Origin of the sequence: Paenibacillus sp. FSL M8-0228 (assembly GCF_038007385.1) — a bacterium.
Lineage (GTDB): Bacteria > Bacillota > Bacilli > Paenibacillales > Paenibacillaceae > Paenibacillus > Paenibacillus polymyxa_D.
On the sequence record NZ_JBBOXA010000001.1, the window covers coordinates 1,613,309 to 1,640,243 of the forward strand.

Below are 26,935 nucleotides of genomic sequence, written 5' to 3' on the forward strand. Positions count from 1 at the left end.
TTAAGGAGGAAGTTCAATGCCTAAAATGAAAACACATAGCAGCCTTAAAGGCCGCTTCAAAATTACCGGTACTGGTAAAGTAATGCGTTACAAAGCTTACAAAAACCACTTGCTTTCCCACAAATCCAAACGTGCAAAACGCGTTCTGGGTACTAACCCTGAGATGGCACCTGGGGACGTTAAGCGTCTGAAACAAGGTCTTGCTAACCTGAAATAGCACAGCACGGCAATGAATGAAGTATAAACATTATTTGGGAGGTCATTTGATATGGCAAGAGTAAAGGGCGGATTCGTCGTTCGTCGTCGTCATAAAAAAGTATTGAAGCTTGCTAAAGGTTATTTTGGTTCCAAACACCGCATTTTTAAAACAGCTAACGAGCAGGTAATGAAATCGCTTGTTTACGCATACCGTGACCGTCGTCAGACGAAACGTAACTTCCGCAGACTGTGGATCGTGCGTATCAACGCAGCAGCTCGTTTGAACGGTTTGTCTTACAGCAAATTGATGCACGGCCTGAAATTGGCTGGTGTGGACATTAACCGCAAAATCTTGGCTGATCTTGCAGTCAATGATATTAATGCATTCAACTCTTTGGCAACTGTTGCTAAAGGCAAAATCAACGCTTAATTATTCATAATGAAGGCGTGGAAACCACGAAAGTGGTAAAGAGGTATCCCAAGCAGTACGCTGTGTAGGGATGCCTTTTTTTGTACATACTCAATGTTACGGAAAAGACTTTGTTTTCTTCAAAACACGAATAAATATGACGTGGGATGGAAGAATGTATGTTTTTTTTAATATTGTAGCGCTTACATCGATGAGATTTTAAAAAAAATTGACCCAAGGTTATTAATTGTCTAGATTTTAGCCGATCATAATTGTATAATCTCTAAAGTAAGTCTTCTGTACGATCTGTCTCGTCAGTAAATGACATGCATGAGCATGTACATGTTCAAAGAAAAGAGACAGTCCAGGGATCTAACACTAAGGGGGAACAGTATCAGCATGAAGAAAATGTTCAGTATGTCTTTGGTTATGCTGCTGGCGATCTCGGTCATTCTCGCAGGCTGCGGTAACAAAAATCAAGGTGCGTCCAACGCAAATGGTGGAGACACAGGTGGTTCTGCCAAAACATCGAATGTCCAAATCGGCATGGTTACAGATGTGGGTGGAGTAAACGACAAATCGTTTAACCAATCTGCTTGGGAGGCACTACAAGCCACTGAGAAAGAATCAGGCGTTAAAGTTAAATACTTGCAAAGTAAATCTGATCAAGATTATATTCCTAACCTGAACCAATTTGTTAAGGGTGACTTTAACCTGACTTGGGGAATCGGTTTTAATCTGGCGAATGCGATTGGACAAGTAGCGAAAGACAACCCAAGCAAGAATTTGGCGATCATTGACAGTGTCGTGGATGCGCCTAACGTAAAATCGGTTGTTTTTGCTGAAAATGAAGGTTCCTTTTTGGTGGGGGTTGTAGCTGGTAAGCTTACCAAAACAAACAAAATTGGTTTTGTGGGTGGACAAGACAGCCCATTGATCAAACGTTTTGAAAAAGGATTCGAAGCAGGCATTAAAGCTGTGAATCCAAATGCAAAATTGGAAGTTAACTACACAGGTGCATTTGATAAGCCGGACCTGGGTAAAGCAGCAGCTGCGACGATCTATAACAGCGGTGCGGATATTATTTTCCATGCAGCTGGCGGATCTGGTACAGGTGTATTTAATGAAGCACTCGCACGTAAGCAACAAGGTCAGCAAGTATGGGTTATTGGCGTAGATAAAGACCAATCGCTTGAGTTTGGTGACGAGGTAACATTGACTTCGATGGTAAAACGTGTAGATGAAGCTGTAAAACGCGTATCTAAAGAAGTAATTGATGGTAAATTTAAGGGCGGTGTCGAGACATTGGCTCTGAAGGATAATGGTATTGGTTTGGCAGACACATCAACGAAAAACGTACCTAAAGACGTGCTTGATCTTGTAGAACAATACAAGCAAAAAATTATTAAGGGCGAAATTACAGTTCCTTCGAAATAAGTTTTGGCTTGAAGAACATAGAAGTGGCGACAAGGCTGGTTCATAAGACTAGCCTTGTTCTTACGTCTGGAGTTATATGGATTATAACGGGCAAAATCAGCTCATTGGAGCACATACTATAAAGTGTATAAGGGTGATCTCATGGATGCAGCGACCCCCGTCGTTGAGTTAAAGCAAATTACAAAACGATTCCCCGGCATCGTTGCCAACGACTCTATCAGCATCAAGCTGCATAAGGGAGAAATTCATGCCCTTTTGGGTGAGAATGGCGCGGGTAAATCTACGCTTATGAATATTCTTTTCGGACTGTATCAGCCGGATGAAGGGACCATTGAAATCGGAGGTAAACCTGTACAGATTGATAGTCCAAATAAGGCGATTGATCTAGGGATTGGCATGGTGCATCAGCATTTTAAACTCGTACAGCCGTTTACCGTTACCGAAAATATTGTCCTGGGCTCGGAGCCACGTAAGGGTCTGAAAATCAATTATAAAAAGGCTGCCGCAGAAGTACAGCGGTTGTCTGAGCAGTACGGCCTTCAGGTGAATCCGAATGCCAAAATTGAGGATATATCTGTGGGTATGCAGCAACGTGTAGAAATTATTAAAACGCTTTATCGCGGTGCAGATATTCTGATTTTCGATGAGCCTACAGCTGTACTGACACCACAGGAGATCACTGAGTTGCTGGACATTATGAAACGTTTGGTGGCTGAAGGCAAATCAATTATTCTTATTACTCATAAACTTAAAGAAATCATGCAAATTGCGGATACCGTTACGATCATTCGCCGAGGTCAGGTTATTGATACGGTCAAGACGTCTGAAACAACACCAAATGAGCTGGCTGAGAAAATGGTGGGCCGTCGTGTGTCCTTTAAAGTGGACAAGCAGCTTGCGCAACCAGGACAAACGGTATTGGAAATGAACAATGTAATTTCTAAAAACAAGGATGGTATTCATGTTCTAAATGAGTTGAACCTGCAGGTCAAGGCGGGCGAGATTTTGGGGATTGCCGGAGTAGATGGTAATGGACAGAGTGAGCTGATCGAAGCTTTGACAGGCTTACGCAAGGTGGATGGCGGGAGCATTCGTTTGCTCGGACAAGAGGTGGCCAATCAGTCACCACGCAAAATTTCAGAGGCAGGCGTTTCACATATACCAGAGGACCGTCATAAGCATGGGTTGGTGCTCGATTTTTCTATGAGTGAAAATATGGTGCTGGAGACGTATTACCAGGCGCCTTACAGTAAAAATGGCTTCTTGAACAAAGATGCTATAGAGAAACAGGCTAAAAGTCTCATCGAAAAGTTTGATGTTAGAACACCGGATATTCACACGAAGGCAAGAGCATTATCTGGTGGGAACCAGCAGAAGGCTATCATTGCGCGTGAAATTGATAAAAATCCGGACCTTCTCATTGCAGCACAGCCTACACGCGGTTTGGATGTTGGAGCTATTGAATTTGTCCAGAAACAACTGATTGCGCAGAGGGACCAAGGTAAAGCTGTATTGCTCATATCTTTTGAACTGGACGAGATTATGAATGTATCCGACCGAATTGCTGTCATCTATGAGGGCAAGATTGTCGGGGAAGTGCTGCCAGAAGAAACGAATGACCAGGAACTGGGACTGATGATGGCAGGAAGTGCAGTGAAGAAAGGAGTAGAGAATGGCTAATCTATTGAAAATATTCACAAAAGACTCCTTTGTACTGGCGCTGGTCTCTATTATTTTGGGTCTCCTTCTGGGTGCTATCGTGATGCTGATTGGCGGGTATGACCCTATTGTGGCCTATTCTGCTTTGTTTAGCCGTGTATACGGAGATTCTTATAACTTTGGAGAGGCTATCCGCGAGATGACTCCGCTGATTTTGACGGGGTTGGCATTTGCTTTTGCGGCCCGCGCCGGATTGTTTAATATTGGTGGCGAAGGTCAGTTTCTGGTAGGTATGACAGCTGCTTCGATTGTGGGCATTAAACTCCACGGACTGCCAGCTATCATTCATGCACCGCTAGCTGTGATTGCAGGCGCAGTTTTCGGAGGCCTGTGGGCTGCGATTGCTGGCTATTTGAAGGCCAAACGAGGCGTGAATGAAGTTATTACATGTATTATGATGAACTGGATCGGCCTGTATTTGGCTAATTTGGTGATCAATCAGTTCGCACTTATGGAAGGTGAGAATCGTTCTGTGGATATTCAGCCTTCTGCTTCAATTTCCATCGAATGGCTGTCCCAGATGATGGGGAATGCTCGGGTACATTGGGGTACGGTTATTGCTGTGCTGGCAGCAGTCTTTTTCTACATTTTCATGTGGAAAACAAAGCAGGGCTATGAGCTACGGGCTGTCGGATTTAATCAGGATGCATCCCGTTATGCAGGTATGAATGTAAATCGTAATATTATAAAAGCGATGTTCATTAGTGGAGTTTTTGCCGGATTGGCAGGGGCCTTTGAAGTGCTGGGAGTATTCCATTATCAATCTGTCATGGCAGGATCACCGGGAACGGGTTTTGACGGTATCGCTGTAGCTCTGATTGGGATGAATAACCCATTTGGTGTGCTGCTTGGTTCTGTTTTGTTCGGAACGCTTACGTATGGTTCTGCGGGGATGAGCTTTAGCGCAGATGTACCGCCCGAAATTATCCGGGTTGTCATCGGCTCTATTATTTTCTTCATTGCGGCCCAAGGTATTGTACGTTGGGTTGTGAAGCCGCTCTACTCCAAGCGGAAGAAAGAGAAGGTGTTGTAAAATGAGTTGGTTAACACTTGGTGAATTAATCCATACAACGCTCGTTTTTGCGACGGCGATTATTTTTGCGTCTCTCGGCGGAGTTTTTTCAGAAAAATCCGGTGTGACGAACCTCGGGTTGGAAGGACTTATGGTATTTGGAGCGTTTGCAGCGGGTGTTGGCGGATTTTATGCCGAGCAAGCTGGACTAGGAGGCACCTCTGCGGCTTGGGTAGGTGTGCTGTCAGCTGCGGTGTTCGGTATTCTGGTTTCGCTAATTCATGCTGTAGCCTCTATTACCTTTAAAGCTGATCAGGTAATAAGTGGTATAGTTATTAATTTTCTGGCAGCAGGTAGTACACTGTATATGGTCAAGCTTTTATTTGAGGGTGATGGTGACACTGGTCGGATTCAGGGTTTCAACGAAATATCCATCCCTTACCTTGTGGATATCCCGATTGCAGGAAAAGCCTTTTTCCAAGCTTACCCAACGACATATCTAGCCATTCTATTGGTTATTATTGGATATTTCACCTTGTATAAAACACCGTTTGGCTTGCGTTTGCGTTCCGTTGGGGAGCATCCAGGAGCGGCCGATACCGTGGGAATTAAAGTAAATCGTCTTCGTTATATTGGTGTGATGATTAGTGGGGCGTTGGCTGGGATTGGTGGAGCTACAATCACTCTAACTACAACCAACATGTTCTCACACAATACAGTTTCGGGGCAGGGATATATTGCTATTGCCGCTATGATTTTCGGTAAATGGAATCCGCTCGGTGCTTTTGGCGCAGCAGTGTTTTTTGGTTTTTCACAAGCCATTCGCAACTATGTGCAGCTGTTCGCATGGTCACAAAGTATTCCCCAGGAAATTATTTTTATGTTGCCGTATCTCCTGACGATTATTGTACTGGTAGCGGCTGTCGGACGTTCACGCGCTCCGGCCGCTTTGGGTCAACTTTATGATCCAAGCAAGCGTTAAACTTATAAACAACTGATGCTGTATGTTTTGCAAAATGTACATGGGTGTATAAAAAATCTGGTATCTGCATATGCAGGTATCAGATTTTTTTATATTGTGCAGGCATTTAAACATACGCTACTGGCATGAATGGAATAGACTGTGCTATGCAGATTGGACGGGACGCTCGGCCCCTGTCAGCTCCGGTCTATTTTGTGGTGGTGATGAGCTATCAAGGAGCCGTTCAATCTGTCCATCCGTTGAGAAGAAGGAGGAAATACGATGAAACAGGCAGTAACCAGAAAGCAGGTGGAGAAGCTTGTCGGCAAAGTCATCTTTGCTACTCGCAAAGATGGTTCCCAGGTCAGCGGCAAGCTGATTCGCATTTCGGGTAACCGACTGGTTCTTCAACCAAACCGCAAGAAAAAAGTAAACACGAAGGCAATTATTCCTCTGGTGCTGTTTGACTTGCTTGCCATCGGCACAGCTCCATACATTGGTGCCTATGGTGGGGGATATGGTGGCTACGGTCCGGGCTATGGAGGACCAGGATATGGTCCGCAGCCAGGCCCGTATACAGACGGGGGATACCCCGGGGTAGGATATCCGTATTACCCTAATTTATTTTAGTCATACAAAATCCTGAGCCCGAAAAAGATACTTTTTACAGTAACTTTTCGAGTTCGTGGCATCGGCTCAGAGCTACGTATCGCAGCATTTGATATTGATGACGCAGATAAAAGTGGATCCCCCTGATATTGTCTTCATCCACCATCACTTTAGCCCGCTTGCAGCGACGCAGTCGTCCGTAGTGTTCGGCATGCTCAAGCAGTTTTTTTCCGTATCGCATACCTTGATGAGCCGAAGAGATTGCGATCAAATCAATGTATAATAGTTCGCCATGCAGCATAACATGAATGAAGCCAACAACCTGTGCATTATCCGGTCTGCAAGCTACAAAAGTGATGCCCCGGTTTAAGCGCCGGGGTAATTCTTTGCGTATTTGTTCCATTTCTTGGGCACTTAAATGCGATAGGGGGACAAGCTCTTGCTCGATTAGACGAAAGATGATGTTGTCATCTTGAGAGCTGCGTTTTCGAATCATAAACGGGCCTCCTTTTCTACCCTTTTAACAAGATAAGACGTGGCTTTGGAGGAGTGTACTGTCTCACCGTGTGGTCTTTTTTATAATATGCGGGTACCTCTTACAAGCGTGCGACTCGGAGGTGCTTCAGAAAAGAAACATAAATTTTTATGAAATATGGGTATTGACTATCCCAGATGGGAGACATATAATGTGTCTAAACATTTGAAAGAATGACATGAACTCAACGGCAATGAAGAGGACGAAGTGATTAGGGCTCTTTTGTTCAGAGAGTGAGGCATTAGCTGCAAGCTTCACCAAAATCCCTTTTTAACGAGCTCACCTTGGAGCTGTTTTCCTGAAAAGTATTTGGGCCCGATGACATTAACGGTGCGCTGAATCACCTATTAGGGAAAATCGTACGGTCTACGTTACAGACGCCAGATATGGAGATCCTTTGTGATTTCTGTACCTGCCAAGGTTCGATATTGCGAAATATCGGGCAAACACGGGTGGTACCACGGAAGCTACAGCCTTTCGTCCCTCAGTAACAGCAAGTCTGTTCTAGGGATGAAAGGTTTTTTTGTTTTTACAAATGTCAGATGTATGTAAATTTTGTAAAGGAGGATGACCAATGAGTGCACAAATTCCTGAAGTTAGGTCAACCAATGAATTACGTGAAAAGTGGATGAAGCCTGAAGTGATTACAGGTTCGGAAATTTTACTCCGTAGCCTGTTGCTGGAGGGAGTAGATTGTGTCTTCGGATATCCTGGTGGTGCAGTGTTATATATCTATGATGCCATGTATGGCTTTAAGGATTTCAAGCATGTCCTCACTCGTCACGAACAAGGAGCTATTCATGCGGCAGATGGTTATGCACGGGCGAGCGGTAAAGTGGGCGTCTGTATTGCGACTTCCGGACCTGGAGCGACAAACCTGGTAACTGGTATTGCGACGGCTTTTATGGATTCGGTGCCGTTGGTGGTCATCACGGGTAACGTTGTATCTTCCCTGATCGGTACGGATGCTTTCCAGGAAGCCGATATTACGGGAATTACAATGCCGATTACGAAACATAGCTATCTGGTAAGAGATGTAGAGGATCTACCGCGAATCATCCATGAGGCATTTCATATTGCCAACACAGGGCGCAAGGGACCGGTACTGATTGATATTCCGAAGGATATTTCTGCAGCCCAGACGTTGTTTGTCCCACAAACGGAACCTGTGACCATGCGGGGTTATAACCCGAAAGTGTTGCCCAACAAAATTCAACTAGACAAGCTAACTCAAGCTATTTCCGAAGCAGAACGTCCATTCATTCTGGCAGGTGGAGGAGTTGTATACTCCGGTGGACATGAAGCACTTTACGAGTTTGTTCGTAAAACGGAAATTCCTATCACGACAACATTGCTCGGATTGGGTGGTTTCCCAAGTGGACATGAACTGTGGACGGGGATGCCGGGGATGCATGGAACATACACCTCCAATCAGGCGATTCAACAGTCAGATCTGTTGATCTGTATCGGAGCCCGCTTCGATGATCGGGTAACAGGCAAGTTGGATGGGTTTGCTCCTCAAGCTAAAATCGTCCACATTGATATCGATCCTGCTGAAATTGGAAAAAATGTTGCAGCGGATATTCCTATCGTGGGTGACGTGAAGGCAGTGCTGGAATTGCTGAATCAGGATGTGAAACGTGCGGACCTGGCAGATGCATGGAGAGCGCAAATTCAGCATTGGAAGAATGAGAAACCTTATTCTTATAAGGATTCTGAAACGGTGCTTAAACCACAATGGGTTGTTGAGTTGTTGGATGAAACGACCAAGGGTGGTGCAATCGTAACGACAGACGTGGGACAGCATCAAATGTGGGCAGCGCAGTATTACAAATTCAATCAGCCACGCTCATGGGTCACCTCTGGTGGACTCGGTACGATGGGATTTGGTTTCCCTTCTGCAATCGGTGCTCAAATGGCCAATCCCGACAGATTGGTAATATCGATTAACGGGGACGGCGGTATGCAGATGTGTTCGCAGGAATTAGCCATCTGTGCAATCAATAACATTCCGGTTAAAATCGTAATTATCAACAACCAGGTGCTTGGAATGGTTCGCCAATGGCAGGAATTGATCTATAACAATCGGTATAGTCACATTGACCTGGCGGGAAGTCCGGATTTTGTGAAACTTGCCGAAGCATACGGTGTCAAAGGGCTGCGTGCTACGAATAAGGAAGAGGCACGTCGGGCTTGGCAGGAGGCGCTTGATACACCCGGACCGGTCGTTGTCGAGTTTGTAGTCAGCAAGGAAGAGAACGTATATCCAATGGTGACGCAAGGTTCGACAATTGATCAAATGCTGATGGGGGACGAGTAAAATGACAACAAAAAATACCATTGCTGTACTGGTAAATGATCAACCCGGCGTTTTGCAACGTGTGTCCGGCCTGTTCGGTCGCCGCGGCTTTAACATTGAGAGCATAACTGTGGGACAATCGGAAGAAGTTGGATTATCCCGTATGGTCATTGTGACTGTAGGGGATGAGAACAACCTAGAGCAGATTGAAAAGCAGCTTTACAAGCTGGTTGATGTGATCAAGGTCATCGATCTCAGTTCCAAACCAATGGTAGCCCGGGAATTGGCGATGATAAAGGTAAAGGCAGAACCGCCTCAACGGCCAGAGATTATGGGCGTGGTAGAAACATTCAGAGCAGCTGTAATTGATGTTGGAACGACGAGTTTGATTGTACAGGTCATTGGCGATACAGAAAAAATTGATGCCATGATCGAGTTGTTGAAGCCTTACGGTATTCGGGAGTTGACTCGAACCGGGGTTACAGCTATGATACGTGGCAATGCTTAATATGGAGCTTTAACGAATTACCGCTTATAGCGCATTACATCAATAAAGAACCGCCCGCATAAGAGCGGGGACTCGAAGAGATTTTTAGATGCTAATCACGAGGGAAAGTCTCTTGGAGTACCCGCTCATTATGAAGGGTCCAATTAAAAGGAGGAAATTAACCATGGCAGTTACAACGTACTACGAAAAAGATGCAGAACTCAGCGTATTGAAAGGAAAGACAGTGGCCGTTATTGGTTACGGTAGCCAAGGGCATGCTCAAGCACAAAACTTGCGTGACAGTGGTGTGAATGTTGTTATTGGTTTGCGTGAAGGCAAATCGGCTGATGTCGCAAGAAACGACGGTTTTGAAGTTCTGAACGTAGCTGATGCAACAAGCCGTGCAGATGTGGTTCAAATTTTGTTACCTGATGAAACTCAAGCTTCTGTGTACAAAAATGAAATTGAACCTAACCTGAAAAAAGGCGCAGCTCTTTTGTTCTCCCATGGTTTTAACGTTCATTTTGGACAAATCGTAGCTCCTAAAGATAGCGATGTATTGCTGGTTGCTCCAAAATCCCCAGGACATATGGTACGTCGTACTTATGTAGAAGGGTTTGGAGTACCGGGGCTGATCGCAATTGAGCAGGACGCAACGGGTCAGGCCAAAGAAATCGGACTTGCTTACGCAAAAGGCATTGGCTGTACACGTGCGGGCGTAATTGAAACCTCCTTCCGTGAAGAAACGGAGACGGATCTGTTCGGTGAGCAGGCGGTATTGTGTGGCGGCGTGAGCGCACTTGTAAAAGCGGGCTTTGAAACATTGACTGAAGCAGGTTATGCTCCTGAGATGGCATACTTTGAATGTTTGCATGAGCTTAAGCTGATCGTTGACTTGATGTATGAAGGTGGATTGGCAACGATGCGTGATTCCATCAGTAATACAGCGGAATATGGCGATTATGTAACTGGACCACGTGTGGTAACGGAAGATACGAAGAAAGCCATGAAGGATGTGTTGACTGACATTCAACAAGGTAAATTTGCTCGTGACTTCATCCTTGAAAATCAATCTGGACGTGCATTCTTGACGGCTACTCGTCGTAATGAAGCTAACCATCCGATTGAAGTGGTGGGCGGACAATTGCGTGAAATGATGCATTGGATCAAAAAGTAATAATCTTTTGTACTATGAATTCGACTACATGCATTATTTATAAATATTAATTACAATGCGGCCCTGCTTATTGCGTGAGCCGCATTGTAATTTAAGGGTCCTAATCCTGAGGAGGTGCGTTAGGTTGCGCAAAATATATATATTTGACACAACGTTGAGAGACGGAGAACAGTCACCTGGCGTGAACTTGAATACTCGTGAAAAAGTGGAGATCGCTCATCAGTTGGAGAAGCTGGGAATTGATCGTATGGAGGCTGGGTTCCCGGCTGCTTCTCCGGGTGATCTGGCAGCTGTTAATGCAGTAGCAAAAGCTGTAAAAAATTCGACGGTGATTGGTCTTTCGCGTGCAAGGGAACAGGATATTGATGCAGTTCGCGAGGCACTCAAGGGAGCTCAGGACCCGTGTATCCATATTTTTTTGGCAACCTCTCCTATTCACCGTCAACATAAGCTGCGGATGGAGAAGGCACAGGTTTTGGAAACTGCTCGTGCTGCCATACGCTATGGGTTGAAATATTTGCCTAAAGTGGAGTTTTCCTTGGAAGATGCAGGCCGTACAGAGCTTGATTTTGTGGTTGAAATGGTCACCATGGCTGTACAAGAAGGAGCTTCTGTCGTCAATATTCCAGATACGGTAGGTTACTTGACACCCTATGAGTATGGAAATATATTCAAACATATTAAGGAAAATGTAATCGATGTGGAGAAGATTCAATTGAGTGCACATTGCCACAATGACCTGGGAATGGCTACTGCTAATACACTTGCTGCCATCCTGAACGGCGCGGATCAGATCGAGGGAACCATTAACGGTATCGGTGAACGTGCTGGAAACACGGCCATTGAGGAAATCGCCATGGCACTGGAGACGAGACAGGAATTTTTCCAGGCCAAAACGTCTCTTCAATTGTCTGAAATTGCGCGCACGAGCCGTTTGGTTAGCCGTTTGACGGGGATGGTAGTGCCGGGCAACAAGGCAATTGTTGGAGCCAACGCTTTTGCGCACGAATCAGGTATTCATCAAGACGGCATGCTGAAAGAGAAAACGACTTATGAAATCATGACACCAGAAAGTATCGGTCTAAAAGAAAGCAAGCTGGTACTTGGTAAGCACTCAGGTCGTCATGCTTTTCGTGAGCGTTTGATCGAGTTGGGCTACGAATTGAACGAAGAAGATCTGAATCGCGCTTTTGGGCAGTTCAAGGATTTGGCTGATAAGAAAAAGGAAGTTTCGGACGATGATATTTTGGCATTGCTGGAAGAAAAATTGGCTGATGCACCTGAAGTCTTCAAGCTGGAAACGATTTTTGTTACCTACGGGAATAAGGCTACGCCTTCCGCACAAGTGCGTCTGGTTAACGATGAAGATCAGGTTATTGAGACAGAAGCTGAAGGAAATGGTTCAGTCGATGCGATCTATAATGCGATTGATCAAGCCAGCGGTGAGAGCGTTGTACTTTCAGATTACTCCATCAAGTCTGTTACCCATGGTAAGGACGCTCTGGGTGAAGTCCATGTAGTGCTGACGCAAAACGAACTGTCTGTACAGGGACGCGGGGTAAGCACCGATATTCTGGAAGCAAGTGCTCGGGCTTACGTGGATGCGCTGAATGGTTTAATCGACAAGCGTAAAAACTACAGTAATCGCGTAGATTATAAATCTTAGTTTTTATGCAGACTTAAGAGTTGGGTTTACAGGGTCGGGTTTTTCCGGTCCTGTTTTCTTTTTTTCTGATGAAAAAACCAGCTTATAGGCTGTGCCTATTGAATTGATAGATTCTATATCTTGGTCAAAGCCCTGCCATATATGTTACAAAGAAGGTATGAAAAATACGGTTGTATGGCTGTATAACAAGAGGAGTGTACGTGATGGCAGACGTTAAAAAGATTGCGGTAATAGCGGGAGATGGAATTGGACCTGAAGTGGTCGCAGAGGCAGAGAAAATTTTGAAACGTACGGAAGAAGTATTCGGCTTTTCATTTGAAACGGAGCATGCGCTGTTCGGCGGGATTGCCATTGATAAGAAGGGCACACCATTACCGGAAGAAACACTGGCAGTATGTCAGTCTGCAGATGCTGTTCTGCTGGGTGCGGTAGGAGGGCCACAATGGGATAACAATCCAAAGGAACTTCGTCCTGAAACCGGGCTGCTGGGCATTCGCAAAGAGCTCGGTCTGTTTTCGAATCTTCGTCCTGCTGTCGTCTTTGACTGTCTCAAGGACGCGTCTACATTGAAACCGGAAGTGTTGGAAGGAACGGACCTGATCGTGGTGCGCGAACTGACGGGCGGCATTTATTTCGGCGAGAAGTTCAGACGAGAAAGTCCTCAGGGTGAGGAAGCAGTTGATACTTGCGCATATAATGTAACAGAAGTAGAGCGTATCGTGCGCCAATCTTTCGAAATTGCACAAAAACGTCGCAAAAAACTTGCATCGGTGGATAAGGCTAATGTACTGGAAACTTCCCGTTTATGGCGTGAAGTAGTGAACCGGGTTGCTGTAGACTACCCGGATGTCGAGCTGGAGCATGTATTGGTTGATAACTGCGCCATGCAATTGCTGCGTCGTCCATCTAGCTTCGACGTCATCGTGACGGAAAATATGTTTGGTGACATTCTCAGTGACGAAGCGGCTATGCTGACTGGATCCATCGGCATGCTCTCCTCCGCATCACTGGGAGAAGGCAGCTTCGGCCTATACGAGCCGGTACATGGCTCGGCGCCTGACATTGCAGGTCAAGGCCTGGCGAATCCCATTGCAACGATTTTGTCCGTTGCTTTGATGTTCCGTCTTACCTTCGGGTACGAGAAAGCAGCAGATGCCATTGAGAAAGCCGTAGCTGAGGTACTGGATGCAGGGCACCGTACGGCGGATATTGCGGTGGATAAATCTCAAGCAATCTCGACAACTCAAATGGGTGATCTGATCGCTGCAGCTATTCGCTAAAAGCTCCGTAAATGCACCCGTTCTGAAAAAAAGCTTCCTATTATATAGTAAGGTTATACAGTCTAGCTTTTTGGCAAATGTTTAGCACAGTAGCTCCTGAGCAATCAGGAGCTATTTGTATATTCAAAGGTTCAAAATGTGAATAAAATGTGAATTTTTAAGCTAGTTTAAAATAATTATAAAAAAGTAATGGTTACAATATTGACTTTGATTTCAGCGAATGATAACATTTATCAAGTAAGTTGTTGTTTATTACAATACAGATGATTGAGGAAAGCACATTTGGTGTTTTTCTTACATATTTTAAAGGAGGATTTCATATTATGGCAGAAAGATTGGTAGGAAGACCCGCCCCTGATTTTGCATTGGAAACAGTGACTGGAGACGGTCAAGAATTTGGTTCGGTGAAGCTTTCCGATTACCGTGGCAAGTGGCTCGTATTTTTCTTCTATCCACTGGATTTCACTTTTGTGTGCCCTACGGAAATTACAGCATTGAGCAATGCTGCTGACCAATTCAAAGAGCTGGATACTGAAATTCTGGGTATCAGTGTAGACTCCGTGCACAGTCACAAAGCATGGATCAACACAGCTAAAGAAAACAACGGTCTAGGCAAACTGAACTTCCCATTGGCTTCTGACATCACGAAGAAAACAGCAAGCGATTATGGCGTTCTGATCGAAGAAGAAGGCGTTGCATTGCGCGGCTTGTTCATCATTGATCCAGAAGGCGAATTGAAATATCAAGTGGTTAACCACAACGATGTAGGTCGCAGTGTAGAAGAAACATTGCGTGTACTGCAAGCTTTGCAATCCGGTGGCTTGTGCCCAATGAACTGGAAACCAGGCGATCAAAATCTGTAATATAAGCTTCACAAGTTGAAATTAATTAAACAAACAAGCCCCCAACTAGCGGTTACTCTACCGTTATTGGGGGCTTGCTTGCCTGCTCTGTGCAGCGGAAAATGTGAGGACAGCCTGTTTAATGAGGCAACGCAGAGTGAGGTAACAAATAATTATGGAAATGTTGTTGTGTTCTGGAGGAATTTTGCCTGACGAAAGCGAATAAGGTATTGTAGAAGATAAGCAAGGCAGAACAGGTTTTGTTCAGAGGAGGCTGAGCCCGGATGAGTTATTGCTGTGGAGCAAGCATGGTAGGAACCAAGGGAACGCTGAAGCATTACCGCACCCAAGTTCATAATGTTCCTTTGCTGTTTTGCCCGGTATGTCGTCGCATTGAAGTTCATTATAAAGTCGAAAATGAGTATGAAATCTTGGCTGAATATGCACATGGAGATGGGGCAAGCGAGATTGATTTTCAGGATTATGTCATGGAAGACGATGATACGATATTTGAAAATTGTGTGAATCGTGAAAGTGAAGATGCGTTTGAAATTGTGAAGCGTCAAATTGACATATCCCTGGATTTATTGATGGTAGCCAAACAGATGAATGATGAAAAATGGCAGGGAGAGCTTAAGAGAAGACTGGCCGTTATGAGCCAAAGACGATCCCGGCTTCAACATAATAAGAGCGGCAGTTGACATCCTACACACCAAAGAAGCTCTCAATTCTGGAGAGCTTCTTTGGTGTGTAGGGCGCTTGTTCCTAACTTCATTTTTCATTTTGGTAATGTTGCGCAGATATTATGACGAAAGAAAACAGGATAAAAATTTGGATTCGACACTTTTTCCGATTGACTGCGATCCTTAATCTTGTCTATCATAAAATAAGACTGGAATTGGAAAGAGATGGTCGGATTTCTGTGTAACTGTTTTCTACACCATTGAAGGGTAGTCGATAGATGCCTTTCTTTTCTTCAAGATTATTACGCGTCCGATACGGCCAGTTTGTCATTCCGAAACAAGGGGGAAGCCTGGCATGATCAGTGAATTCCAAGAAGCCTTGCTTGATACCGTGGGAGCTTGTCCTTCCACACAGATCGCCAATAACAAGTATGAAAATGTGCTGGAGAACCTGGATAGTGGTATCATGCTGTTTGACAGTGACGGGGTACTGACCTTTATTAACGTGCAAATGGCGAAATTGCTGGAGCTACCACGGAGTTCGCTAGCAGGTCGCAATTTGATGCAAATTTTGCATCATCCTGAGTTAAGCCGGTTTAAGAAGAAGAAAATCATGCGGATTTATAAAGAAACTATCTTTCATAGAAAGCGCTATCATGAGTTAATTGATGAGTATGGTCGGCATTGGTTGATAACAGTAACCTATGGTGATCAGATGGATGGCGATTTTTTGTTTAGCGTCAAGGATGTGTCGGATTATAAGCAGATTGAGCAGACAGCATATCAAAACGATAAGCTGGCGATGCTGGGACGCATCTCGGCCTCTATTGCTCATGAAATTCGTAACCCGCTTACCGCAATCCGGGGCTTTATTCAATTGCTTCGACCGCATTTGGTGGAGTTGGGCAGGGATGAGTATGCCCGCATTATATTAACAGAAATTGATCGTGCGAACGACATTATTTATGAGTTCTTAAATTCGTCCAAGCCTTCGGCTCCGCAAAAAACGGCTGTATCTGTGATGGGGCTGCTGAAAGAAGTAGTGATGCTGACAGAAAGCGAAGCATTGATGAAGGGTTGCCAGATTGCATTGGACGAAAATGATGAGCTCATGAAGGTTTCCATTGATGTGAAGCAGATTAAGCAGGTTATTCTCAATATGATTAAAAATGCAATGGATGCCATTGAAAGCATGGGTGGGGAACGAGAGGGCTGCATCGATATTCATACAGTGCTTGAGGGCAATTATGTCCACATTTGTATTGAAGATAACGGATTAGGTATGGATCACAATACATTGACGCGTTTATTTGATCCTTTTTTTACAACAAAAGAAAGTGGAACCGGATTGGGATTGGCTGTGAGCTATCGAATTATCAAAAATCACGGAGGTTTCATACATGTAGACAGTAAACATGGAAGTGGCACACAATTCAAAATCACGCTTCCTGTAGTTTAATATGGAGAGGTTTTCGCAGAGGGGTCCTGTACATACTATTTCTTTTATGTTGTGCAGCGTTGGGGTATAGGTATCACCTTTTTGGAAAAGGTTATCTGAAGCGCATAATCTGACAAGATGATGCGCTTTTTTGGTGCTGTAAGCTCGGTTATTTGCGTAAATGCGAAAATGAATTCATGAATTTAAGACAAAAAAATGATTCACCTTTCACAGATTAAATGCTATTATATACCAGAATACAACATTATTTTTGATACTATAGACTTAAATAACGGCTTCCAAAGCTGTCAAACGTCTTAGATGATCGGAATCTCCGATATGCAGGGGGCTGAAGAGGCTGAATGAGTATACGGCTGGAAGTAAAAAAAACGATAGGTATCGGCATTGCTGCGATAGTTTTGTTTGTCTTGGTTCAGTTATTTCACGTAACTTTGAATAAGATATACTCCCATAATGTTTTTTTCTTGTTATATCCGATCATAGGGTTTGCCTGTGCTGCGATTTGTTTTTCTATTTTTTATCAATCCTGGTCCGTTTTACTGGAACAGTTATCCTTGCAGAGACTTCTTATTGCCCCGACGTTTTTGGTGGCTGGTCTGCTTTACCTTGTTCATATTGTTTCGTTTAGTTTCGTGAGCCTGACGGACTTTGCTTTGTCTCCGGGCGTTTCGTTATGGCTGCTGTTTGTAAATCGTGCCTTTACCTCTGTCTTGCTCTTATGCGTTTGTTTCCTCCCGTTTAACAAGACGAAATCTGAATACAAAGCGGTGGCTTTGTGGGCAGGGATAGGCTGCACTTTGCTGATTCTAGGAGTTATTAAGACATTTGGTGCAGGCTTACCGGATCTACGTATAAGATACGAAATAGGTAACCTGGGCTGGACGTTAAATCTGGCTGTCATGTTACTACTTGTGTTCACTTTTATTTTCGGGGTGCGAAAATATCGGAAAGTTCGCCCGGCGGAGTTGGGCATGTTGCTTATGGTTCGTGGAATTGGACTGTGTGTTGTGAGTCAGTTGTTCTATTTATTTTCTGAGCAAATGAGCGATATTAATCACCTATTGGGACTTTTGACCAACGCGATAGCATTCTATAATATGTTGAGCGGGCTGGTCCGGTTGATGGTTCTGGTTCCTTATCGTGAAAAGCAGGCAGCCGAATCTGAGTTTAATCACATTGCTTATAATGATGATATAACAGGACTCCCCAATCGTCGCCGCCTTTCCCAACGTTTAGATAAAATATTGCGCAAATCATTGAAATCGGATGAGACAGTAGCACTTTTAGTTCTAAATATTGATCGTTTCAAGGCGATTAATGATTCGCTTGGACATATGGCAGGAAATTATTTGCTGTATGCAGTAGGCGAACGCTTGGGGCATTTTAGCCATGAAGGGGAAGCTGTCTTTAGCATGGGCGGAGATGAATTTGCCTTTCTTCTAACGGGATACGAAGATACAGATGCTATGAGAAGTCGTATTGATGATATGGTGAAGCTGTTCGATCTGCCTTTCGATATTGATGGTGAGTCTTATCATGTGACGGTGAGCGTTGGTATAGCTTTGTACCCGTTGGATGCGAATCAGAGTGAACAGCTTATTCAGCAGGCGGATACGGCTGTACATAGTGCTAAAGAGCAGGGAGTGAATTTTCAGCGGTATGCTAGTTCGATGCAGATGCGAGCGCATGAAAGACTCCAGCTGGAAAATGATCTGCGGCGAGCGCTTGAAAATGAGGAATTTTCATTGGTGTATCAACCTCGTGTCCACCTGCAAAGTGGCGAGCTAACGAGTTTGGAGGCGCTGGTGCGTTGGAATCATCCTCATCGTGGGATGGTGATGCCAGGCGATTTTATTCCGGTGGCTGAAGAAAGTGGTTTAATTGTGCCCTTGGGGGAATGGGTGTTACGGGAGGCCTGTCTGCAAAATAAGCATTGGCAGGAGCTTGGGTACCCACCAATCCCGATTTCGGTCAATTTATCCATGCGCCAATTTCAGCAAAAAAAGCTGGTGGATGTAATTCGGGGCATTTTGACCTATACGGAACTTGAAGCACGCTATCTAGAGCTGGAGATTACCGAGAGTATGACCTTTGATAAGGATCGAGCCTTTGAACAGTTAAAAAAAATAAAGGCTATTGGTGTCGCAATCAGTATTGATGATTTTGGAACTGGCTATAGCTCATTGCATTATTTGAAGAATCTCCCGATTGATCGTCTAAAAATTGATCGTTCCTTTGTAAATGAGGTACTGGTCGACAGCAAAAATGCAGCAATTGTATCTACTATTGCCTCCATGGCTCACCATTTGAAGCTGAAGGTTACGGCTGAAGGGGTAGAAAATGAGGAGCAGCTTCATTTTTTGCAGGCACAAGATTGTCATGAGGGTCAGGGGTATTACTTTAGTCGCCCCATTCCGGCAGAAATCTTTGAAAATTTGTTTTTACGTGAACCTATGAATTGGCTGGCTCAGGATAGTATGTAGTATGCTTGCATTTTGCTGAAAGGTAAGTTATACTAAATAACATCCTGATTCAGCTGGTTGACGATAGGTTAAGCGTGCCATACATAAGAATCGAGATATTATAAAATGCGGGTGTAGTTCAATGGTAGAACTTCAGCCTTCCAAGCTGATAGCGTGGGTTCGATTCCCATCACCCGCTTACTATTTTAAGAAGTTCGAAACCCTTGTGACGCAAGGGTTTTTGTTTTGTTTGGAGTAGATAAATACATTATAGCCGGGGTGCCAATGGGGTATCACGGCTTTTTGCGTTCTTACGAACTATTTTTACATTGCCACACAAAATAAAATATAAAATATTTAGCTTATATGCTATAAATAAACAGATAAAAAGAACTATTTACCATTTACTAAAAAATAAGTATAGTCGCATTGTTGGGATTTAACTTAAAAAAGGATGGTGTAGCTGCAATGAGGAAAATTTCTTTTCTGTTTTTAGCATTAACTTTGGTGCTGCTTACTTTCCCTGCAAGTTCTACGTTCGCCGCTGCTGATTTTCCGAATACGTTGACGAATGGAATGACTGGTTTTGCCGGACAGGCTAAAAGTGAAAATGGAGTTACTAAGCCTGCCACAACAGGGGGAAAAGGCGGTCAGATTATCTATATCAATAATCTAAACGATTTAAAAAACCAGTTAGGGGATTCAACTCCTAAAATTCTGGTCATCGAAAAAAATATTTCTGCCTCCTCTAAAACCGTGGTCAACATTGGTACTAACAAATCGCTCATTGGTTCTTATGCGCAAAACAAACTGGTTAACATTCATTTGAAAACAACAAATAATTCGGGAAATGTGATCTTTCAAAATTTAACTTTTGAGCACAGTGCCAACATTAACGGTAACGATGACATCCAACTTTATCTTACTGCGGGCACAAATTATTGGATTGATCATGTTACGTTTGCAGGTCACAGTTATAATGCGAATGGCTCGGATCTGGACAAACTTTTGTACATAGGCCAATCGGCTGATTATGTAACCATTAGTAACTCCAAATTTGCTAATCATAAATATGGTCTCATTTTGGGATATCCTGATGATGGCAATAAAAATTATGATGGCATGCCCCATATCACGATCGCTAATAATTATTTTGAAAACTTACTTGTACGTGGTCCAGGACTCATGAGATATGGATATTTCCATGTTAAAAATAATTATATTAATAATTTTCAGCTTGCTTATACCATTGCTACGAATGCAAGAATCTATTCTGAGTACAACTACTTTGGAAAAGGTAGTGAAAAGGGCGGTATTCTTGATGATAAAGGCAATGGCGAGTTTAAAGATGAAGGGAGTTTTCCCACCATCAACAATCAAAAATCGCGTGTAACCAACTGGAATCCAAGCAAGAACTATAGCTATCAAGTTCAGACTCCTGAATATACTAAAGAGTTTGTAACGAAATATGCAGGCTCGTCGAATACAACTTTGGTATTTGGAAAATAACGAGGGTTATTTGCAAATGTGTTGTGATCTGCTATACTAACCGCAAGTAATTATCCCATGAAAAGGAAGGTAACCATACGTCCGATGAAGTAAGCACACTGATTTTCCCACTTAACTGCACAGTTACTGGCAGGCGGCTGTAAGCTGCAACGGGAGAAGTGTGTCTGAAAATGAATGTAGGGACGTATGCGTTTATTCTGGAACGGGATTTGGCTTATTCGTTTACGGTGTTATTTTTCATAAGCGTATATGTTCTGAAACGATTCATAACAGTCATTCTATATTCCTTGTATGCAAGCCGCAGCCTTCTGCGGCTTTTTTTATTGCTTCCGGGGTCAAAAAACCGGGCTGGGAAAGGATGATCGGTATGAGAACGATTTTGCGTATTCGCAATGTAGTAAAGGATTGGAACGGGACATCTTTATTTGAGAATGTGTCGTTGGATGTGATGGAAGGAGAACGGCTCGCACTGTTTGGAAGAAATGGAGCAGGTAAAACGACGTTATTGCGAATATTGCTGGGAGATGAAGTGCCAACCTCTGGTCAAGTAGAGCATGATTTGCCACTGGAAGAGCGGGGCTGGCTGAAGCAGCAGGATACGGTGGATGGGTCTCGAACCGCACTGGAGGCCGCACAGCAGGCCAGCCCTCGGCATTGGCTCCTCAAGCAAGCGTTGGGACAGCTGGAAGCTGACCTAGCCGATGCTGGGAAGGATATGGAGCATCATCTGGAGCGTTACGGCGAGCTGATGGATGAATACGAACACCTGCAAGGCTTTGCCTGGGAGTCTGAGGTGGAAAAGGCGCTCACTCGAATGGGAATGCCTGCCCAGACGTGGTCCATTGCTTATGGTGACCTGAGTGGCGGACAGAAGACGAGAGTGCGGTTAGCCGGACTGATGGTCAGGCAGCCGAAGCTGCTGGTGCTGGATGAGCCGACCAACCATTTGGATGCCGAAAGCTTGCTTTGGCTGGAGCAGTGGCTGTCCACGTATCCGGGAACGCTGCTGTTTGTATCGCATGACAGAGCCTTTTTGGATCGAGTGGCTACGAGTATAGTTGAGCTTGCATCAACGGGTATTGGGCGCTATAAAGGCGGCTATAAGGAATATAAAGCGCAAAAGGAGCGGGAACTGCGAGAGCAGGAAGCCAGCTATCGAAAGCAGGAGCTGGCGAAACAGGCGCTGGAGGAAACGATTCGAAATTACAGGGAATGGTTTCACCAGGCACATCGTAGCGCATCCAAAGTCGAAGTGGCTATTACACAGAGCTTCTATAAGGCCAAGGCTAAAAAAAATATCTCCCGTTATCATGCGAAAGAAAAAGAACTGGAGCGACTGGAGGCTAACAGGGTAGAACAACCACGTGAAGCTCCGTCTTTGCACATGAAATTAAGTGACAGCGGGTTTCAGGCAAAATATTTGCTGCGTGCTGAGCAGGTTGACTTTAGCTACGACGACCGTATCATTGTGAAAAATCTAAATCTGATCGTTGCACGTGGAGACCGTCTGGCTGTTCGGGGGCCCAATGGAATTGGTAAAACCACACTGCTTCGGTTATTAACAGGTCAACTGGAGCCGCAGACAGGAAAAATCACAGCCAACCCACAGTTGAACATCGGATATTTTTCACAGGAGCTGGAGCAGCTCCCAGAGGATCAAACGTTGCTGGACAGTCTGCTTGCGCTTCCGACGATGACGCAAACAGAAGCGAGAACAGTGTTGGGCTGCTTTCTTTTTGCGAAAGAGGACGTGTTTAAAAGGATCGGGACACTTAGTATGGGAGAAAAATGCAGGGTAGCTTTTCTGCGTCTGTACTTTAGTGGAGCCAATCTGCTGGTGCTGGATGAACCGACGAATTATTTTGACATTGAAACCCGTGAAATTGTAGAGGATTCTTTGCGTAACTATGATGGAGCACTGGTGCTCGTCTCACATGATCGGGAGCTGGTGAGGAGCACGGCAACTCGGTTACTCGATATGAAGCCGGGGGGCAGATATGAAATCTATGAGGGGACAGCCGACGAAAAGCAAGAAGATGAACGGAGCCGTCAACGGGAGCCAGAAGACCAGGAGCGGCGTGAGGAACGTCTTCGATTACAATTGCGTCTTACAGAGTTGATAGGAATGACAGGCACGAATGACGAAAATGAAAAGTTGTTGAGCGAAATCAGGCGCATTCGTGCAAATCTGGAGCGGTTGGATGATCTCGATATCTAAAGGGTTGAAACGTATGCCCTGCTTGCCAAAGCGCGGTAGTTTGCATATAATAATGAACAATAGTTCGAATTTTTGAAAATGTCTTGATGGAGAAGAGTAGACAGTGTCCGATTGAACAGGGAGGAAGCGTCGTAGGATTGAGAGCGTTTCTGCAAATACTGGGCTGTTGAAGTTCGCTCCGGAGCAGTTCCTTGAACCTCAGGCGCCATGTGAATGGCGAATGTGCAAGTAGGGGATACCGGTTCACGACCGTTATAACGTGCAGAGCGAGACGATGATGCATAGCATGAACAACCACCTGTAGCTAGTTGCCGTAAGGCAGAACGCCAGGTGAGCTAAGCTTATTGTCTAACGAGGGTGGTACCACGGTCTTTTCGTCCCTTACCGGGAGGAAAGACCTTTTTTTGTTGTCTGAAAAGCTGGATATGAAGAAAGGGGACTGAACAGGCGATGAGCGAAACCATCCAAATGAAGGAACATTTGCTGGCCTTGAAGGAAGAAGCACTGGAAGTATTGGAGAAGGTGGCAACACCCAAGGAGCTGGCTGATCTACGGGTCAAATATTCGGGGAAAAAGGGCGCATTGACTGAAATTTTGCGCGGTATGGGCAAGCTGAGCGCGGAAGAGCGTCCGGTTGTTGGACAGGTAGCCAATGAGGTGCGGGAGGCGATTGAAGAAGTCGTTAACCGTAAGCAAGACGAGTTCACGAAAGCGGAAACGAATGAGCGTCTGCAAGCGGAAAAGATCGATGTTACGCTACCTGGACGCACACTGCCGCAAGGCGGACTGCACCCACTCAACAAAGTGATTGAGCAAATCGAGGATATTTTTACAGGCATGGGATATCGAGTGGCTGAGGGTCCACAGGCTGAGACGGATTATTATAACTTCGAAGCATTGAACCTGCCTAAAAATCACCCCGCACGCGATATGCAGGATTCATTTTACCTGACTGAGGATCTGTTGATGCGTACCCATACGTCACCAGTTCAGATTCGCGCGATGGAAGCGATGAAGGGCGAAACACCTATTAAGGTTATCTGTCCGGGTACGGTTTTCCGACGTGATGATGACGATGCAACACATTCTTTTCAATTCCACCAGATTGAAGGGCTTGTCATTGGAAAAGACATTCGCATGAGTGATTTGAAAGGAACCTTACTTCAATTTGCACGCGAAATGTTCGGAGAATCGACCGAAATCCGTTTGCGCCCAAGCTTCTTTCCGTTCACAGAGCCGAGTGCTGAAGTAGACGTAACTTTTGTGAAGAAAAATGGCGAACGCGTGTGGATTGAAATTTTGGGCTGTGGCATGGTCCATCCGAAAGTGCTAGAGATGGGCGGTTTTGATCCCGAGGTGTACAGCGGCTTTGCATTCGGTATGGGTGTAGAGCGGATTGCTATATTGAAATACGGTATCGATGATATTCGTCATTTTTATAACAGTGACCTGTCGTTCCTGAAACAGTTTGCGCGTCAATAAACAACTATATCAAGGGAAGTGAACCCATATGAAAGTATCATTCGAGTGGCTGTCCGAGTATGTATCGCTGGATCAGGTAAGCGCGGAGGATCTGGCAGAGAAAATCACCCGTTCGGGCATAGAAATTGATGAGGTCGAGCAGCGCAATCAAGGGATTACTGGCGTCGTTGTCGGCTATGTTAAAAGCAAGGAAAAGCATCCTGATGCTGATAAGCTGAATGTATGTATTGTCGATGCAGGTCAGGAGGAAGATCTGCAAATCGTGTGCGGTGCCAAAAACGTGGATGCAGGTCAAAAGGTTCCTGTTGCAGTTGTAGGTGCAAAGTTGCCGGGAGATTTCCACATTAAAAAGGCCAAGCTGCGTGGTGTAGTATCCATGGGTATGATCTGCTCGGCCAAAGAACTGGGCATGAATGACAAGCTGCTTCCAAAGGAATTGCAAGAAGGTATTTTGGTGCTGCCTGAGGATGCTGAAATTGGTATGCCAATTACGAAGCTGCTGGCGCTGGATGATCAGGTGCTGGATTTTGATCTGACACCCAATCGTTCGGATTGCCTGAGCATGCACGGAGCAGCATATGAAGTGAGTGCGATTCTGGGACGTGATATTTCTCTGGCTGATCCGGCTAAGGATCTGGTGGAAATTAGCGATGCAGCGGCAGATCATCTGTCTGTGAAGGTAGATACTCCTGAACTGTGTACGCACTACGCGGCCCGTTATATTACAGGTGTAAAAGTGGGGGCTTCCCCATTATGGATTCAAAACCGTCTGATGGCGGCAGGTGTTCGTCCGATCAACAACATCGTAGATATTACGAACTACGTCATGCTGGAATACGGTCAGCCGTTGCATGCTTTTGATGCGGATAAGCTGGAAAATGGAAATATTGAAGTTCGACTCGCTCGTGCAGGCGAAACATTGATTACACTTGATGATCAGGAGCGTAAGCTGGAGCCGCATATGCTGCTGATTACAGACGGTGTGAAACCAATAGCATTGGCAGGCGTGATGGGTGGAGCCAACTCCGAGGTTACGGATGCGACGGTCAGCATTGCGCTGGAATCTGCGAAGTTTGACGGCGGTACAGTTCGCAAAACGTCTCGTCAACTTGGACTGCGTTCAGAAGCAAGTCTGCGTTTTGAAAAAGAGGTTGATCCAGGCGCTGTTGTGCCTGCTGTGAATCGTGCAGCTGCGCTGATTCAGCGTTATGCAGGAGGCACTGTACACCAGGGCATCGTAGAATCTGCGTCTGCAAAAGCTGAAAACCGCATTATCAAGCTGTCGCTAGATAAGATAAACCGATATTTGGGAACCGAACTGTCGCTGCTTGAGGTGAAAACGATTTTCGGTAGACTTCATTTCGGATGTGGCGACGCAGAGCAAGGGGTACTGGAAGTTCAAGTTCCTACACGCCGTGGAGATATCACCATTGACGTGGACTTAATCGAAGAGGTTGCTCGTCTGTATGGTTACGACAATATCCCGACCACGCCGATTGAAGGTCCTACAACTCCGGGAGCTTTGACAGCATCACAATCATTGCGCCGCTCCCTGCGCAGATTGCTGGCTCATGGTGGCTGGCAGGAGACGATCAGCTACTCTTTTGTACATCCGCAAAGTACGGGGTTATTTAATGCCCTGACAGAAGGCAGCCATCCGGTACGTTTGGCTATGCCTATGAGCGAAGACCGTAGTGTTTTGCGTACGAGTATCATTCCGCAGATGCTGGATACAGCGGTGTATAACATGAACCGGAAGCAAGACAATCTGGCGATTTTCGAGATGGGAACAGTATTTTATACAGAGGAACAAACATTAACCCGTCAGCCGCAGGAAATTCAAGTGCTGAGTCTGTTGTTGACTGGGGTACGCCGTGAAAAACAATGGAATATTGGTGCTGAAAAGGTTGATTTCTTTGATATTAAAGGCGCGCTTGAAACGGTGTTTGACTATTTCGGATTGAGTGCCAGCATTCGTTATGTCGCTGACCAACCGCAAAGCTACCACCCGGGCCGTTCCGCTTCGGTATGGCTGGATGTGAATGGAAGCTCTCAACGGATCGGTACCCTTGGGCAGATTCATCCGGAGCTCCAACAATCTTATGGGCTGAACGATACGTATGTTGCAGAAATTGCGTTGCAACAGGTCATTGAACACGCAAACTCTCATATTCAGTTCAGAGAGCTGGCTCGCTTCCCATCCGTGGAACGTGACATTGCCCTCGTGGTCAATAAAGACGTTGAGGCAGGCGAACTGCTTCGTGTTATTCACGCTGCAGGCGGAGAGCTGTTGCAGGATGCACGAGTGTTTGATGTATTTACAGGCAGTAAGCTTGGTGAAGATAAGAAGAGCGTAGCTATCTCTCTGACCTATCGTCACTGGGAACATACGTTGACGGATGAAGAGATCAATGCGGCGCATACTCCTGTCGTTACGTCTCTGGAACAAACTTTTGGAGCGGAATTGAGAAAGTAGCAGGAAATGCGGGAA

Annotated in this window: 21 protein-coding genes and 1 tRNA gene; 21 read left to right on the forward strand and 1 reads right to left on the reverse strand. The window is 45.1% G+C overall.

The annotated features are described in order from the left end of the window. Positions 1-16 precede the first annotated feature (16 nt). The 7 genes from rpmI to MKY98_RS07445 all read left to right on the forward strand — a co-directional run bounded on the left by rpmI (position 17) and on the right by MKY98_RS07445 (position 6,366). Entirely contained in the window at positions 17-217 is a 201-nt protein-coding gene (rpmI, locus tag MKY98_RS07415) for a 50S ribosomal protein L35 (RefSeq protein WP_013309379.1), read from the forward strand. A 51-nt stretch (positions 218-268) separates the two neighbouring features. Then, positions 269-628 carry a 50S ribosomal protein L20 gene (gene rplT, locus MKY98_RS07420; RefSeq protein ID WP_007429517.1) on the forward strand — a complete coding sequence of 120 codons (360 nt, stop codon included), beginning with the start codon at positions 269-271 and terminating at the stop codon, positions 626-628. Positions 629-1,006: 378 nt separating this feature from the next. Continuing rightward, positions 1,007-2,044 carry a BMP family lipoprotein gene (locus tag MKY98_RS07425; protein WP_013309380.1) on the forward strand — a complete coding sequence of 346 codons (1,038 nt, stop codon included), beginning with the start codon at positions 1,007-1,009 and terminating at the stop codon, positions 2,042-2,044. Between the two features lie 141 nt (positions 2,045-2,185). Continuing rightward, positions 2,186-3,724 (forward strand): ABC transporter ATP-binding protein, encoded by a 1,539-nt coding sequence (locus MKY98_RS07430; RefSeq protein ID WP_029516472.1) that lies wholly within the window; start codon positions 2,186-2,188, stop codon positions 3,722-3,724. Beyond that, positions 3,717-4,796 carry an ABC transporter permease gene (locus tag MKY98_RS07435; RefSeq protein ID WP_069012850.1) on the forward strand — a complete coding sequence of 360 codons (1,080 nt, stop codon included), beginning with the start codon at positions 3,717-3,719 and terminating at the stop codon, positions 4,794-4,796. The genes MKY98_RS07430 and MKY98_RS07435 overlap by 8 nt, the downstream gene beginning before the upstream one ends. Position 4,797: 1 nt before the next feature. After that, complete coding sequence (locus tag MKY98_RS07440; protein WP_010349245.1) at positions 4,798-5,757, forward strand: ABC transporter permease; 960 nt, start codon at positions 4,798-4,800, stop codon at positions 5,755-5,757. A gap of 261 nt (positions 5,758-6,018) precedes the next feature. Then, entirely contained in the window at positions 6,019-6,366 is a 348-nt protein-coding gene (locus tag MKY98_RS07445; protein WP_023987757.1) for a hypothetical protein, read from the forward strand. Between the two features lie 34 nt (positions 6,367-6,400). Here MKY98_RS07445 and MKY98_RS07450 read toward each other — a convergent pair whose 3' ends face one another. Beyond that, positions 6,401-6,841, reverse strand: coding sequence for a GNAT family N-acetyltransferase (locus MKY98_RS07450; RefSeq protein ID WP_029516474.1), 441 nt, complete (start codon positions 6,839-6,841; stop codon positions 6,401-6,403). Positions 6,842-7,454: 613 nt separating this feature from the next. Between MKY98_RS07450 and ilvB the strand changes: the two genes are divergently transcribed. The 14 genes from ilvB to pheT all read left to right on the forward strand — a co-directional run bounded on the left by ilvB (position 7,455) and on the right by pheT (position 26,920). Continuing rightward, a complete protein-coding gene (gene ilvB / locus MKY98_RS07455) occupies positions 7,455-9,200 on the forward strand; it encodes a biosynthetic-type acetolactate synthase large subunit (RefSeq protein WP_029516475.1) in 1,746 nt (581 codons plus the stop codon). 1 nt (position 9,201) lies between these two features. After that, the gene (gene ilvN, locus MKY98_RS07460; protein WP_023987760.1) at positions 9,202-9,687 is read left to right on the forward strand and encodes an acetolactate synthase small subunit; all 486 of its coding nucleotides are present in this window, start codon (positions 9,202-9,204) and stop codon (positions 9,685-9,687) included. 163 nt (positions 9,688-9,850) lie between these two features. After that, entirely contained in the window at positions 9,851-10,843 is a 993-nt protein-coding gene (gene ilvC, locus MKY98_RS07465; protein ID WP_013309387.1) for a ketol-acid reductoisomerase, read from the forward strand. A 124-nt stretch (positions 10,844-10,967) separates the two neighbouring features. Then, on the forward strand, positions 10,968-12,509 hold the full coding sequence (locus tag MKY98_RS07470; protein WP_069012849.1) for a 2-isopropylmalate synthase: 1,542 nt from the start codon (positions 10,968-10,970) through the stop codon (positions 12,507-12,509). Between the two features lie 203 nt (positions 12,510-12,712). Continuing rightward, on the forward strand, positions 12,713-13,789 hold the full coding sequence (gene leuB / locus MKY98_RS07475) for a 3-isopropylmalate dehydrogenase (RefSeq protein ID WP_029516477.1): 1,077 nt from the start codon (positions 12,713-12,715) through the stop codon (positions 13,787-13,789). Between the two features lie 323 nt (positions 13,790-14,112). Then, a complete protein-coding gene (locus tag MKY98_RS07480; RefSeq protein ID WP_069012848.1) occupies positions 14,113-14,652 on the forward strand; it encodes a peroxiredoxin in 540 nt (179 codons plus the stop codon). A 263-nt stretch (positions 14,653-14,915) separates the two neighbouring features. Further along, positions 14,916-15,332 (forward strand): hypothetical protein, encoded by a 417-nt coding sequence (locus MKY98_RS07485; protein ID WP_029516478.1) that lies wholly within the window; start codon positions 14,916-14,918, stop codon positions 15,330-15,332. 337 nt (positions 15,333-15,669) lie between these two features. Beyond that, positions 15,670-16,773 (forward strand): ATP-binding protein, encoded by a 1,104-nt coding sequence (locus MKY98_RS07490; RefSeq protein WP_039269745.1) that lies wholly within the window; start codon positions 15,670-15,672, stop codon positions 16,771-16,773. A gap of 341 nt (positions 16,774-17,114) precedes the next feature. After that, positions 17,115-19,256, forward strand: coding sequence for a bifunctional diguanylate cyclase/phosphodiesterase (locus MKY98_RS07495; RefSeq protein WP_069012846.1), 2,142 nt, complete (start codon positions 17,115-17,117; stop codon positions 19,254-19,256). Positions 19,257-19,363: 107 nt separating this feature from the next. After that, positions 19,364-19,434 (forward strand) — tRNA-Gly (locus MKY98_RS07500). 269 nt (positions 19,435-19,703) lie between these two features. Next, a complete protein-coding gene (locus tag MKY98_RS07505; RefSeq protein WP_069012845.1) occupies positions 19,704-20,744 on the forward strand; it encodes a polysaccharide lyase family 1 protein in 1,041 nt (346 codons plus the stop codon). A 367-nt stretch (positions 20,745-21,111) separates the two neighbouring features. After that, positions 21,112-22,962 carry a ribosomal protection-like ABC-F family protein gene (gene abc-f / locus MKY98_RS07510; protein ID WP_069012843.1) on the forward strand — a complete coding sequence of 617 codons (1,851 nt, stop codon included), beginning with the start codon at positions 21,112-21,114 and terminating at the stop codon, positions 22,960-22,962. A 450-nt stretch (positions 22,963-23,412) separates the two neighbouring features. After that, positions 23,413-24,444: a phenylalanine--tRNA ligase subunit alpha gene (gene pheS, locus MKY98_RS07515; protein WP_273041806.1), complete on the forward strand. Its 1,032-nt coding sequence runs from the start codon at positions 23,413-23,415 to the stop codon at positions 24,442-24,444. A gap of 28 nt (positions 24,445-24,472) precedes the next feature. Beyond that, the gene (gene pheT / locus MKY98_RS07520; protein WP_029516482.1) at positions 24,473-26,920 is read left to right on the forward strand and encodes a phenylalanine--tRNA ligase subunit beta; all 2,448 of its coding nucleotides are present in this window, start codon (positions 24,473-24,475) and stop codon (positions 26,918-26,920) included. The last annotated feature ends 15 nt before the right edge of the window (positions 26,921-26,935 follow it).

Coding starts and splice junctions, on each gene's coding strand:
- MKY98_RS07450 (WP_029516474.1), bottom strand. CDS start 6,841: ATGATTCGAAAACGCAGCTCTCAAGATGACAACATCATCTTTCGTCTA.
- MKY98_RS07495 (WP_069012846.1), top strand. CDS start 17,115: ATGAGTATACGGCTGGAAGTAAAAAAAACGATAGGTATCGGCATTGCT.
- ilvC (WP_013309387.1), top strand. CDS start 9,851: ATGGCAGTTACAACGTACTACGAAAAAGATGCAGAACTCAGCGTATTG.
- MKY98_RS07435 (WP_069012850.1), top strand. CDS start 3,717: ATGGCTAATCTATTGAAAATATTCACAAAAGACTCCTTTGTACTGGCG.
- MKY98_RS07425 (WP_013309380.1), top strand. CDS start 1,007: ATGAAGAAAATGTTCAGTATGTCTTTGGTTATGCTGCTGGCGATCTCG.
- pheT (WP_029516482.1), top strand. CDS start 24,473: ATGAAAGTATCATTCGAGTGGCTGTCCGAGTATGTATCGCTGGATCAG.
- MKY98_RS07430 (WP_029516472.1), top strand. CDS start 2,186: ATGGATGCAGCGACCCCCGTCGTTGAGTTAAAGCAAATTACAAAACGA.
- leuB (WP_029516477.1), top strand. CDS start 12,713: ATGGCAGACGTTAAAAAGATTGCGGTAATAGCGGGAGATGGAATTGGA.
- ilvN (WP_023987760.1), top strand. CDS start 9,202: ATGACAACAAAAAATACCATTGCTGTACTGGTAAATGATCAACCCGGC.
- MKY98_RS07505 (WP_069012845.1), top strand. CDS start 19,704: ATGAGGAAAATTTCTTTTCTGTTTTTAGCATTAACTTTGGTGCTGCTT.
- ilvB (WP_029516475.1), top strand. CDS start 7,455: ATGAGTGCACAAATTCCTGAAGTTAGGTCAACCAATGAATTACGTGAA.
- rpmI (WP_013309379.1), top strand. CDS start 17: ATGCCTAAAATGAAAACACATAGCAGCCTTAAAGGCCGCTTCAAAATT.
- MKY98_RS07485 (WP_029516478.1), top strand. CDS start 14,916: ATGAGTTATTGCTGTGGAGCAAGCATGGTAGGAACCAAGGGAACGCTG.
- pheS (WP_273041806.1), top strand. CDS start 23,413: ATGAGCGAAACCATCCAAATGAAGGAACATTTGCTGGCCTTGAAGGAA.
- rplT (WP_007429517.1), top strand. CDS start 269: ATGGCAAGAGTAAAGGGCGGATTCGTCGTTCGTCGTCGTCATAAAAAA.
- MKY98_RS07480 (WP_069012848.1), top strand. CDS start 14,113: ATGGCAGAAAGATTGGTAGGAAGACCCGCCCCTGATTTTGCATTGGAA.
- abc-f (WP_069012843.1), top strand. CDS start 21,112: ATGAGAACGATTTTGCGTATTCGCAATGTAGTAAAGGATTGGAACGGG.
- MKY98_RS07490 (WP_039269745.1), top strand. CDS start 15,670: ATGATCAGTGAATTCCAAGAAGCCTTGCTTGATACCGTGGGAGCTTGT.
- MKY98_RS07445 (WP_023987757.1), top strand. CDS start 6,019: ATGAAACAGGCAGTAACCAGAAAGCAGGTGGAGAAGCTTGTCGGCAAA.
- MKY98_RS07440 (WP_010349245.1), top strand. CDS start 4,798: ATGAGTTGGTTAACACTTGGTGAATTAATCCATACAACGCTCGTTTTT.